The organism is Paenibacillus sp. 01T442 (genome assembly GCF_056398345.1).
Window position 1 is genome coordinate 1 of the sequence record NZ_JBFTPF010000107.1, and the last position, 13,432, is coordinate 13,432.

8 protein-coding genes are annotated in these 13,432 nt (G+C 44.1%); all 8 read left to right on the top strand.

All coding sequences use genetic code 11. The annotated features are described in order from the left end of the window. Positions 1-385: 385 nt before the first annotated feature. The 8 genes from AC1DLM_RS32540 (at position 386) to AC1DLM_RS32575 (ending at position 13,031) form a co-directional block, all read left to right on the top strand. On the top strand, positions 386-3,190 hold the full coding sequence (locus AC1DLM_RS32540; RefSeq protein ID WP_477572302.1) for a family 43 glycosylhydrolase: 2,805 nt from the start codon (positions 386-388) through the stop codon (positions 3,188-3,190). A 187-nt stretch (positions 3,191-3,377) separates the two neighbouring features. Beyond that, positions 3,378-4,409, top strand: a complete 1,032-nt coding sequence (locus AC1DLM_RS32545; RefSeq protein WP_236286665.1) for an ABC transporter substrate-binding protein — start codon at positions 3,378-3,380, stop codon at positions 4,407-4,409. 106 nt (positions 4,410-4,515) lie between these two features. After that, entirely contained in the window at positions 4,516-6,036 is a 1,521-nt protein-coding gene (locus tag AC1DLM_RS32550; protein ID WP_477572303.1) for a sugar ABC transporter ATP-binding protein, read from the top strand. Then, positions 6,023-7,063, top strand: coding sequence for an ABC transporter permease (locus AC1DLM_RS32555; RefSeq protein ID WP_477572304.1), 1,041 nt, complete (start codon positions 6,023-6,025; stop codon positions 7,061-7,063). The genes AC1DLM_RS32550 and AC1DLM_RS32555 overlap by 14 nt, the downstream gene beginning before the upstream one ends. After that, on the top strand, positions 7,047-8,075 hold the full coding sequence (gene yjfF, locus AC1DLM_RS32560; protein ID WP_477572305.1) for a galactofuranose ABC transporter, permease protein YjfF: 1,029 nt from the start codon (positions 7,047-7,049) through the stop codon (positions 8,073-8,075). The genes AC1DLM_RS32555 and yjfF overlap by 17 nt, the downstream gene beginning before the upstream one ends. 48 nt (positions 8,076-8,123) lie before the next feature. Beyond that, the gene (locus AC1DLM_RS32565; RefSeq protein WP_477572306.1) at positions 8,124-9,911 is read left to right on the top strand and encodes a cache domain-containing sensor histidine kinase; all 1,788 of its coding nucleotides are present in this window, start codon (positions 8,124-8,126) and stop codon (positions 9,909-9,911) included. An 11-nt stretch (positions 9,912-9,922) separates the two neighbouring features. Continuing rightward, the gene (locus AC1DLM_RS32570; RefSeq protein WP_477572307.1) at positions 9,923-11,125 is read left to right on the top strand and encodes a response regulator transcription factor; all 1,203 of its coding nucleotides are present in this window, start codon (positions 9,923-9,925) and stop codon (positions 11,123-11,125) included. A gap of 4 nt (positions 11,126-11,129) precedes the next feature. Beyond that, positions 11,130-13,031: a substrate-binding domain-containing protein gene (locus tag AC1DLM_RS32575; protein ID WP_477572308.1), complete on the top strand. Its 1,902-nt coding sequence runs from the start codon at positions 11,130-11,132 to the stop codon at positions 13,029-13,031. The last annotated feature ends 401 nt before the right edge of the window (positions 13,032-13,432 follow it).

Here is a 13,432-nt window from a genome sequence, read left to right on the forward strand (position 1 = left end):
GAGAAGTAGAAGTAGAAGTAGAAGTAGAAGTAGAAGTAGAAGTAGAAGTAGAAGTAGAAGTAGAAGTAGAAGTAGAAGTAGAAGTAGAAGTAGAAGTAGAAGTAGAAGTAGAAGTAGAAGTAGAAGTAGAAGTAGAGGTAGAAGTAGAGGTAGAGGTAGAGGTATAAGTATAAGTAGCGGTAGAAGTTGTGGCTGAAGTAAAGGAAGAAATTTGAACAAAAGTGCGGGATATTACAAATCTAAATTTGGATAAATATGCTAAGTTTAAGTCAAGCGTTAAGTATGGGAAAAGGAGGAATTAGGTAGGCAAGTGTAGGAGTCCAATCGGTTGTTTTACTAGCATGTAGCGATAGCAATGAATTCGAGAACGTAGGAGGAGCAACAAATGAAAAAAGCAGTCATCGGCATACTCATGGCCTGCATTCTGGTCACAGGCACAGTAAACGTACCATTGAACGTTCGTGCAGCAGATCCAACTTCGGATGGTCATGGATTGATGGGAGATTTCTATAAATGTGAAAAAAATCCGAATGATCGTCAAGATATTACGGTGTTTAACTTCGATGATTTCCGAGGAGAAAGAGCTGTTGCTAATCTAAATGGGGACTCGTTTACAAGTATTTTCAACCAATTGTCGGGTACACCCGATTATAATACAGCCCGGTTTACAGGCACCATTGTCCCTAATTATTCCGAGGATTACACATTCCATATGGTTGGCGATGATGGTTTCCGATTATGGATTAACGGTGAAAAGATTATTGATTTCTGGCAACAAACATGGGATAACCCGCAGGACAGTGTTGCCATTTCGTTAGAAGCAGGGAAGCATTATGATATCAAGGTTGAATATCTGCAAGGCTGGGGTGGCTCCTGGTTGCGCATGGAGTGGGAAAGCGCCAGCCAACGTAGAGAAGTCGTGCCCGAATCAGCGTTGTATCTGCCATCTGAACATGTCCTCGTCACGAAAAAAGAAGATTTGACTGCTGAAATTCAAAAGATGGATTACTTAGCGGACAATTTCGCAAATAAAGTCACCTCAGACGAACTAAACAACCTCCACACCCAGAAGGTAACTGCCCAGACAACGCTAAACACCATTGATTCCCAAGCATTAAATGATGATGAAAAGGTGGCGCTGCTCTCGCAAGCGATCCAAAACGTGTCCGTTGCCAGATCCGATTTTATGAAAGAAATGGGCGTCACAAGCAGGGCGGTATTTAACAAGTTTAACAACCCGCTTTATCAAGGGCAGGACCCTTTCGTCACGTATCATGATGGGTATTATTATTTCGTATCCTCAAGTAACTTGGACTCCAATAATAAAGTGTATGTGTCCAAATCGCGCACACTGACCGATCAAGGTGAAAAGGTGCTTGTATTTGATTCAATGGGGACGCAAACGCGTATATTTGCACCCGAAATCTTCTTCTTTAATGGAAAATGGTACATCTATTACTGTGCGGATCGGCAGGATTACGGCTATCAGCATATGGCTACAGTATTGGAATCGACCACTTCGGATCCGCAAAGTCCATTCATAGATAAAGGGGCTATTTATGCTGGTGAGAATGGCGTGTATAAGCAAGCGAATGACTTTACGGTTTTTGATCATCAGGGACAATTATATGCCGTTTGGGGTACGTTGGGCGCAGGTGAACCGATTGGACCTGCTATCGCTCCAATGGATAATCCGTATACGATCTCTGTAGATCGCTCCTTCTTGCCAGGCGGAGGCGGGGAAGGTCCGCGTGTGTTACAAAAAGACGGTAAAGTATTTATCACCATGTCAGAAGGTGACTACGCGTCCAATGGCTATCGGTTGTCCTATTTTATGAATACCGATGGAAATATATTAAATCCGAGTTCTTGGTCGCGCACGAATGATGTTTTCGTAGCAACGAGTGAAGTATCGGGCCCCGCTAGAGCAGGATTTGTGAAGTCTGCTGACGGCACGGAAGATTGGATGATCTATCATTCACGTGTGTATAAAGATACTGGACGCAATTGGTGGCGTGAAGTGAATATCAAGAAATTTGATTGGAATCCAGATGTTACACCTAACTTTGGCCAGCCCGTTTCACCGAATGAATGGCAAGACCTGCCTTCTGGAGATCTCGGTCAAGGGGATATGTATCAAGCTGAAAATGCGGTTCTTTACGGTGATATTACCCCGGACAATACGCATACCAATTATCAAGGAACAGGTTATATTCATTTGCCAACAACATCTGGAGCTGAAGCTAGCTTCGTCGTACAGGCCCAGGAAGCCAGTGATTATATCGTTGGTACACGTTATGCCTATGGTGAACAAGTGAATGGGGAATCCACGAATAACCCGACAACGCAATTGCCAGGCAGAGCCAAAATCAATGTCTATGTGAATGGTGTATTTGCTAAATCTATTTTCCCTGATAAAACAGCCATTAGTTGGGATGAATGGTTTACCGATTCGCAGCGTTTACGTCTGCAAGCAGGTAAAAACGTCATCAGTTATCGAATTGATAACAGTTCCATTGGTAATGTGAATTTGGACTATTTGACGATGTATAAGGCAGATGTACCGAATGTCATCGAAACGAACGAAGTAGCGGGAACATTGTCAGGTGCGACGGCCGTTCCAGCTGGCCAACAATTCGAGATGACGTATGGCTTGACGCATGTGCCGAGTAGAGCAGAGGATGCGGTTTACGCTCAGGATCTGCTCATTAACTATAATGGGGATAAGCTTGATCTTGAATCGGCCGTATCCAAGAAGGAAGGTCTCGTTGTACTTGGCTTTAAAAAGGTTGCCACAGGGCAAGCACATATCTTGCTTGCAAGTCTTGGCGCAGCGAATACTGTAACCACAGATGGCGATTTGCTAACGCTACATTGGAAAGCGCTAAGGGCAACAGACAATGCGAGCATCTCAATCTCTCCAGCGCGAATTGCCAATGCAAAGGGCGTGGAGACGTTAATGGCACCGGTCTCGTTCAACGTGCAAGTGACAGGCGGGGGAACTCCAAACTCGCCGGATGTTAACTCAGATGGCAAAGTGAGTATTGGCGATCTTGGCATTCTAGCCTTCAGCTATGGCCTCTCCTCATCCAGTCCGAATTGGGCGCAAGTGCAGAAGTTAGATTTGAACAACGATGGTGTCATTGATATTGTCGATCTGGCAGCCTTAGCAAGAGCAATTATCCAATAACATGGCATAGGTATAGCGCGTTGCAGAGAGGGGCAGATCCATGAGATCTGCCCTTCTTAACATCTATGCCCCACTTTTCAGTGGGTATGACGGAATAGTGCAAAAAATGACTTTTGCGTGTAAAGACGCTTACACCGCAGAAAGCTACAATTACATTGTAAGCATTTAATTAGAGGAGGAAACACAAATGGTGCAAAAAAAGAGATTCATGGGGGCCCTAGTGGCAGCAACGGTTTTAGCAACATTGGTATCCGGATGCGGGACCAAAACAGAAACAACTTCGGCAACGAAAGCGCCTGACACGGCAAAGACAACGGAAGCGACTGCCAAAGCTGGCGACAGCAAGCTAGTGATCGGTTTCTCGCAAATTGGTGCGGAAAGCGGCTGGCGCGGTGCGGAAACACAATCCATTCAAGATACAGCGAAAGCTGATCCGACAATTGACTTAAAGTTCTCCGATGCGCAACAAAAACAAGAGAACCAAATCAAAGCAATCCGTTCATTCATCGCTCAAAAAGTAGATGTCATCGCCATGGCTCCTGTTGTTGAAACAGGTTGGGAAGCTGTTCTAAAAGAAGCAAAAGACGCTAAAATCCCAGTTATTCTAGTTGACCGTGGTATTGATAAGAAAAACGAAGATTTGTACACAAGCTTCATCGGTTCTGACTTCATCACGGAAGGTCAGAATGCAGCTAAAGCGTTGGCTGAACACATGGGAGACAAAGGGAACGTTGTTGAGCTTGAAGGAACAGTTGGCGCGAGCGCAGCAAATGATCGTAAAAAAGGCTTTGATGATGAAATGAAAAAACATCCGAACATTAAAATCGTAAAATCCCAAAGCGGTGATTTTAACCGTGCAACAGGTAAACAAGTCATGGAAGCCATTCTTAAATCGCCAGAAGGTAAAGATATTCAAGGCGTTTACGCACATAACGATGACATGGCGCTAGGTGCGATTCAAGCCATTGAAGAAGCGGGTAAAAAGCCAGGCACAGATGTGAAAATCGTATCCATCGATGGGATTAAAGAAGCGTTCGAAGCGATTAAAGCTGGCAAGCTAAATACCGTTGTAGAATGTAATCCGTTGCTAGGACCACAATTGTATCAAGCGGCGAAAGATTTGAAAGCGGGTAAAACAGTTCCGAAATGGATTAAATCCAATGAAGACGTGTTCTCCGGCCAAAAAGCAATCGATGCGCTTCCAAATCGTAAATACTAATGTTAATGGTTGACAACATACAGGAGTCATAGAGAGAAAACGAAATCAAGAGCGGGTTCGATGCTCTTGATTTCGTTTCATAAATCGATAGAGGAGCGAGTGCCATATGCAAGAACATCCCTTGTTAGTGATGAGCGGAGTCAGTAAATTTTTTCCCGGTGTCAAAGCTTTAACGAATGTGGATTTTCAGCTTCGAAGAGGAGAAATTCATGCATTGATGGGACAAAATGGCGCAGGAAAATCCACCTTGATTAAAGTTTTGACAGGTGTCTATGAGATGGATAAAGGCACAGTTTTCCTTAACGGCCAGAACGTACGCATTAAGTCACCGAAAGATGCGCAAGCACTGGGGATTAGCACGGTGTATCAAGAAGTGAATCTATGTCCCAACATCTCCGTAGCGGAGAACTTATTTATCGGTCGACAGCCTCGCAAAAAAGGAGGGGCAATCGATTGGGGAGTGATGAATCGCAAATCGGAGGAGCTGCTGGCGCGACTTAGCATTCAAATCGATGTAACCAAACCGTTGGCGGAATTCTCCATCGCACTCCAACAAATGATCGCGATTGCACGTGCGGTCGATATTTCATCGGGATTGCTTATTCTAGATGAACCGACATCGAGTCTCGATCAACAGGAGGTCAAAGAGCTATTTCGAATCATGCGAAAGCTGAGAGATGAAGGAATGGCGATCGTCTTCGTCACCCATTTTATGGACCAAGTGTATGAGGTTTCTGATCGAATTACCGTTCTTCGAAATGGTGAACTTGTTGGGGAGTATTCAACAGAAGAACTTCCTAGAATGCAGTTGATTTCCAAAATGATTGGCAGAGAGTGGAAAGAAGAAGAGAACAAGAGCAAAGTGGTTGGCATGAAGAAAAACGAAGTATGGGTTTCGGCGAAGCAACTGGGCCGCAAGGGCTCTATCAATCCATTCGATTTAACGTTGCATAAAGGAGAAATTTTAGGACTCGCTGGGCTGCTCGGCTCTGGGCGAACAGAGATGGCTAAGCTGATTTTTGGTATCGATAAGGCGGATGAGGGAGCATTATCCATCGGCAGTGAACAGATGAGAGTGATGTTTCCTATGAAAGCGATTGAACATGGGTTTGCCTTTTGCCCAGAGGAACGTAAGGTTGAAGGGATTGTCGGTGAGTTGACGGTCCGGGAAAATATAGTTCTCGCTTTGCAAGCCAAACGCGGATTGTTCAAGCCGTTATCCTTGCGTAAACAGCAGGAGATTGCGAACCACTATACGGATCTTCTGCATATTAAAGCGTCCAGTATGGAACAACGCATTGATCAGTTGAGTGGGGGAAATCAACAGAAAGCCATTTTAGCTCGTTGGTTGGCTACGAATCCGAAGCTGCTTATCTTGGATGAACCGACTAGGGGAATCGATATCGGCTCCAAAGCGGAAATTCGCAAATTAATATTGTCGCTCGCAGCGGAAGGCATGACGATTCTGATGATTACATCGGAATGGGAAGAGATTATTGGATGTTGTGATCGTGTCATGGTATTGCGAGATCGCGATATTATCGGCGAGTTGACGGGTGAAGATATAACGGAACAACGAATTATGCATATGATTGCAGAAGGAGGGAGCAGAGATGAAGCCATTTAACACCCTATATGAGAATTTGGCACAAAAGAAGTTATTATGGCCCTCTGTTGGCATTATTTTAATCTTAATCTTCAATGCTTTTTTTACACCGGGCTTTTTCAATATTCGTATGCAAGATGGTCACTTATTTGGGAGTCTCATTGATATTCTGAATCGTGGAACACCGATATTAATTATTGCGCTTGGGATGACGCTTGTCATTGCGATGGAAGGCATTGATATTTCCGTAGGCTCTGTACTGGCCATTTCGGCTTCATTAGCTGCTTTTCTAATGCAAAAGCATGTTCCGTTTGTTATCGCCTTAGGAGCAGGATTAGCGATTGGTGCCCTATGCGGCTTCTGGAACGGCATACTGGTCGCCAAGCTGAAAATACAACCGATGATCGCAACACTGATTCTGCTGACAGTAGGGCGTGGTATCGCACAGCTCATCTCGGGAGGTCAAATTATTACGATCTCCAACAAAGCCTATCGGTTTGTAGGCGGTGGCTATCTGTTAGGCATACCTTTCTCTGTGGTAATTGCAGCCTTTGTTTTCCTAGCTCTCTATTTGGTCACGCGGAAGACCGCCTTTGGTTTGTTTTTGGAATCGGTTGGCTCCAATCGTGTATCCAGTGAGTTTACGGGGATTCATGCAAGCCGTATCATGTTGACGGTTTATATTATTTGTGGATTTTGCGCTGGGCTTGCTGGCATTATCGTTTCCTCCAATATTACGGGAGCAGACTCCAACAATGCAKGGCTTTGGTTTGAGCTAGACGCTATTCTAGCTGTAGTCATTGGGGGAACCTCGATGCGTGGTGGACGTTTTTACTTAGGAGGCACGGTCTTAGGGGCACTCTTCATTCAAACCATGACGACCACCATCTATACACTTGGTGTTCCCTCGGAATCAGTTATGGTCGTAAAGGCAGTCGTTATTATTCTAGTAAGCTTGGTTCAATCCGAAGTGTTAACTTTGAAATTGAACAGTCTATTCCATAGAAAAAGTGAAAAGAAGGTGCTTGTTAATGAAACTACGATTTAGAATTACATCGGCTAACATCACCATTCTAGCGACGATTGTTTTATTCCTCTCGCTGTACGCTGCGGGTTCAGCGATGTTTGATAGCTTTTTTTCCATGCAAGTATTTCTGAATTTATTTGTAGATAATGCCTTTCTAATTATTGTAGCAACGGGCATGGCCTTCGTCATTATTACAGGCGGAATTGATTTATCGGTCGCCTCTTTAATTGCTTTAATCAGTGTTATTTCTGCCGTGATGCTGCGAGCAGGTATTCATCCTTTTGTCGTGATGCCGTCTGTGCTGGTGCTTGGTACAGGATTTGGCTATGTGCAAGGGTATCTGATTTGCCGGTTTAACATCCACCCTTGGATTGTTACGTTAGGCGGTATGTTTTTGGCGCGAGGTACGTGCTTTTTGATAAGTCCTGAAAGTATTGTGATCGATAATTCGATCTATAGCGCCATTTCGAACTACAGAATTCCAATGCCAGGCAGCGGTAATATCTCGGTTGGAGTTGTTATCGCCCTAGTTATGGTAGCAGCAGCCATCTATGTGTCCAAATTCACAGCATTTGGCCGCAATGTGTATGCGATTGGCGGGAATGAACGTTCCGCTGAACTAATGGGTCTGCCCGTTTATGCAACGAAAATGGCTGTTTATACGATCAGTGGCTTTTGCTCCGCATTAAGCGGTATTGTGTTCACCTTCTATATGCTTTCTGGTTATGGTTTGCATTTGATGGGCGGAGAGATGGATGCGATTGCGGCTTGTGTCATTGGCGGTATTTTGCTAACAGGAGGATTCGGTTATTTAGTTGGTCCTATGCTTGGCGTATTAAGCGCAGGCGTTATCCAAACGATTATTATGTTTCAAGGCTCACTTAGTTCGTGGTGGACGAAGATCGTAATCGGATTCCTCCTGTTTGCTTTCATCGCGTTACAGCGTGTCATTGTTGCTCGAAGAGAAAGAAACCGCAATCCAGCCACGAGCAAGAAGTTAAAAAAGCGAATCCAAAATGCCGTTGAGATATGATAGTATAAAAACTAGAAAGAGAGGAAGATACGACAGAGGAGGATCGGGGTGAGTGTACTCATTCGTTACTGGCAGGATCGCAGCATCCGATTTAAGCTGAATAGTATCTTTCTAATTATTATTCTCATTTCGATTCTTGCGTTAAGTTTATGGGGGAGCAGGGCCTACAGCACGTTCTCTGAAAATCAAGCAGACGCGAATACGCTGCAAATGATTCATCAGGTTGAAAGTAATGTCGATCTCTATATCCGTCACCTAGAAGATGTGCTCTCCTATATTAGTGAGGATGCATCTTCCAGTCAGTTCTTGAGAATGGCTACAGTTTCAGGACCATTAACTGGAGACAATTCACAGATTACGAAAATGATGACGATGTATGCCATGAGAAACAAGGAAGTAACCGGAATCATGTTTGTCAACCAGAAGGGGTCCTATGTGTCTTATGAAATGGATCGGATCACACGGGATTCGCTAACGGAAGAGGACTGGTATCAGGACGCGATTAAAGCACCAGGCGAAACGTTGATCATTAGTAATCCCATTGGACGTAATGTTGCCACCTCACAGAACTACAGTTCCTACGATGTCTTATCGTTAGTACACGCTGTGCAGGATCCGCAAACTCATGAAATCCTAGGTGTCGTTCTGATGGATCTGCGCATGGATATGCTGAAATCGATATTCGAGAATCTCAAACTAGGTAAGTCTGGATTTATGTACATTCTCGATTACCAAGACCAAATTTTGTATGCGCCAACGAACAATATTGTGTATCGGATTCAAAGCGATATGCTGCATAATGGTCAGCAAGGTAGCTTTACGCAAACGATTAAAGATCAGCGGTATCGCATTCTGTATAATGACTCCACTACGAATAATTGGAAGTTTATCGGTGTCATTCCGAATGATGATTATGAGAAGGTTGTTAAGGATATTCAACTGTACACCCTGATTGTAACCATTATTACCTTGGCGCTGGCAGTGTTCTTATCGACGTATTTTACGGGGACGCTCATTCGACCTATACGCAAGTTAATGAGTCTGATGACCAATGTCAAGAATGGGGAATTAAATCAGCGTTTCGTTCCAAAAAGTAAAGACGAGATTGGCCAATTAGGGAACAGCTTCAATCATATGTTGGAAGAAATTAACAATCTAATCAATCTTGTTTATGTGGAACAGAAGAAAAAGCGGGAAGCGGAGCTGCAAGTGCTGCAAGCGCAAATAAAGCCGCATTTCCTCTACAATACGCTGGATACCATTCAATGGATGGCCCAAGAATATGAAGCTGACGATATCATTGAAATTATTGGGGCGCTGACGAATCTATTCCGGATTGGCTTGAATAAAGGCTATGAGTGGATTCCGATTCGAGACGAAGTGAAACACGCAGAAAGCTACATGATTATTCAGATGTCACGTTATATGGATAAGTTGGATATTCAGTTTGACATTTCGGAAGAGCTGTACCGATACTTTGTGCTGAAGCTCATTCTGCAGCCCTTGATTGAAAATGCGATCTATCACGGGATCAAAGCGCGAACAGGGAAAGGTACGATCAGCATTAGTGCAGAGAGGCATTTGGATATGATCTATTTCCGTATTCAGGATGATGGGGCAGGTATTCCGCCAGAGAAATTGGAAGAGCTTAATCAGATTTTACGCGGTGAGAAGCAGCGTTCGGATCAGTATGGCATCGGTTTGTTCAACGTGAATGAGCGGATACAGCTCACCTACGGTATGGCTTATGGCCTTCAGATTTTTAGTGAACTTGGCAAAGGGACAACTATTGAAGTGAGGCATCCTTTGATACAAGTTGTTAAAAAAACAGGATGAGGTGACAACGGATGTTGAAACTGATGATTGCAGATGATGAGCCTCGCATTCGCAATGGTCTATGTAAAGCGCTGCCATGGGGAGATATGGGCATACAGGTTGTGGCTGAAGCTGAGAATGGCCAACAAGCTCTTGAAGTAGCTGCTACCGTACGTCCTGATCTCATGTTTGTCGATATTAATATGCCTATTATGGGTGGACTGGAACTTATTGAACGCTTGCAAAATGAGGTTCCTGGATGCTTAGTCATTGTGATATCGGGGCATGATGAGTTTTCTTATGCGCAACAAGCAGTTAGACTGAATGTCTTCGATTATTTATTGAAGCCTGTTCAGAAATCAGAACTTCAAGCCGTTGTAAGCAAAGCAGCAGAGGTTTTAAACAAAGATCGGATTCAGCAAAGATACACACAGTGGATGAATCATAAATTTGAAGACAAAGCCGTGACCATGCGGGAAGATTTTTTGCGCAGTTGGATTACGGAAAGACTAACACAGGATCAATTTGACGAGGATCATGAGTTCTATCAGCTGCATTTTCAAGGACCTGTCAGTCTACTTCTAGTGAAATCTCTGGGCAAAATGACGATCAATGCACCGGCGAAGACATGGGATCCGCAGCTGCTCGAGTTTGCAATCAAAAATATTTTGACCGAAATGCTTCCTGAGGTTCCGATATCTGCAGTTCTCAGCGTTGAACATGGATTCATTGTTGCGATCTCGCAAGTAAGCGATCTGACGGCTCTGCATGCGAAGTATGAGGAGTTTGAACATTCCGTGCAGCAATATTTGGGTGTCAGCATGCTCCTTACCCATGTTGTCACCGAACAGCTGGAGGAGATTCCTTCGCTTTATCATGAGTTGAAGAACAGCCTCAGCAAAGAAAATACATTGACACCGATTGTAATGATGACGAAGAAATATTTGGAAACCTACTATTACAGAGAAGATCTATCATTGTCTGAGGTTGCCGAGCAGATGAATGTGAATGCGACCTATTTAAGCAAATTGTTAAAACGGGATCTCGGCAAATCATTTATTGATTGTCTAACGGATATCCGAATTAAAAAAGCGATTCAATATTTGAACGACCMCACATCTAAAATGTATGAGATTTCGAGGCGAGTTGGCTATCAATCACAGCATTATTTCAGTCATACGTTCAAAAAAGTGATGGGTGTATCGCCATTGGAATATAGAAGACGTGGGGAATAGACATATGATTGGGAACTCACAGAAGCGTTTAGTTGGATATGGATTTATTGGAGTGATGGCGCTTACGGCCATCATTCTAGCCATTTTTGGCGTTGTTAGTTTAAAGTCGGATAAGGCCGACAAGGATTTCCTGATCGGGATCAGCCAGCCGAACTTGAATGAATCCAGGCAAATTGCCATGTACAATGAAATTCGCAATGAGGCCGAGAAACATAAGAATGTCAGACTTATTTTTACGGATGCCGCTGAAAATAGTGAAAAGCAAATCAATGATGTGCAAAAACTTTTACATTATGGAATTGATCTTCTCATCATCTCTTTAAATGATTCGGAGAAGCTCACGCCTATTGTCAAAGAGGCCTATAAGGATATGCCGGTTATCGTACTTGGCCGAGGCGTCACAGGGTATGATTATTCCATGTTCATTGGCTCTGATAATTTAGCCATAGGTAAGAAGTCGGGTAAGTTGGCTGCTGATTTATTAGGAAGCAAGTTTTCGAAAATTGTTGAGATCAAAGGAGCAATAGGCTCCTCATCCGTGGAGGAAACAAGTCTCGGCTTTCGTGACTATCTGGAGAAGACTCCGGCGCTGCATATTACCAAAGTCATTGATGGCAATTGGCGGCGTGATCAGGCGGAAGATGAGTTGAAACGAACATTAACGGCAGAACCAGATATTAAGCTCGTATTTGCTCACAGTGATGCCATGGCGCTTGGGGCGTATCGTGCTGTCGAGTCCCTCGGATTGCATGATGTGAAAATCATCGGAATTGATGGACTCGAGACGATGAACGGTGGTTACGATCTGGTCAAGCAAGGCACGCTTAGCGGTACGGTAACAAGTCCAACTGGTGGGAAAGAGTCCATTCAGTATGCCCTTGATATTTTGAATCAAGAAAAGGTTATTCCGAAGAAGATTATTTTACGCAGTCATGTGATTACAAATGATAACGCTTACCCTGGTAATGTTGACGGTGACGAAGCTGAGTCTTTGCCAAAAATCATTCCGGGGACTGGAAACACGAAGAAGATGAAGCTTGGCGTTGCCGTTGTTGGCTCCGAAAGCAGTTGGCGTGCAGCGAATACGGAATCGATTATGACCACTGCGGGGAAAGATCCTGCCATTGATTTGCTCATCCAGAATGCAGAAGGAAATCAAGAAAGACAAATAGCCATTATTCGCAACTTTATTAAGTCCAAGGTGGATGTGATCGCATTTACGCCGTTTGTTGAGTCAGGCTGGGATGAAGTTTTGGCTGAGGCCAAAGCTGCAGGTATTCCGATTATATTGACGGATCGTAAGGTGAAAGTCGAGGATGATTCCTTATGGACGACGTTCATAGGGTCTGACTTTGTTGAAGAAGGACGCCGCGCAGCGCGTTGGCTTGTCGAGAATAAGAAAAACGTGAGCGGGGTCACGACAATTGCAGAGTTGCAGGGTACAYCGGGGTCAGCTCCCGCGATTGAACGGAGACAAGGCTTTGAGGAAGTGCTTTCTCAGCAAGCCAATTTCAATATTATTGCCTCGGAAGTAGGCGATTTTACGTATGCTAGCGGTCAACAATTGATGTCGAAGATCATTGCTGAAGGTCATGTGCCTCAGTATGTGTTTGCTCATAATGATGATATGGCGCTTGGGGCCATCAAGGCCATTGAACAGGCGGGGATGAAGCCTGGCAAAGATATTGGCGTGATTTCCGTGGATGCCACGAAGCTTGCTTTTCAGGCTATGACCGCTGGTAAGTTGAATATGTCTGTAGAATGCAATCCGCTTTTGGGACCGCAAATTATTAAAGCCGCCAAGGAGCTTGCGGCAGGGAAAGAAATTCCGGTCAATATTATTACTGCCGAGGGAATCTTCGCGCAAGACACAGCCAAGCGGGATGTTACGACACGGAAATACTAAAGAAATTAGGGTAACAAGTCTAGTAAAGGGCGCACGATTGAGCCCATTTACTAGACTTGTTTTTCATTTGTACGCCAGAAAGTATGTTGACCGCCGACATGTGTCTGCCCCAACGCGCATTAAGAATCCGTGTGCGTTGGACGAAAACTTCCACCTAAGTGATGCGGTAAATAAATGGATTTTATACATCTAAATGGACAGGATTTCGGCTGTTAAAGTAAATAGATGGATTTTCTGTTGTTAATTTCAGCCAATCCTCTGAAGCCCCCTAATTGGATTGGAGTCATCAATATGCAATAAGGTACAATATCGGTGAGGGGGAATGAAATGTATGAAAAGCAATATCCTTTATGATGAGCAACGCATCAAAGTAGCCCAAGAGGCTCTTAGCGGAACTAAGT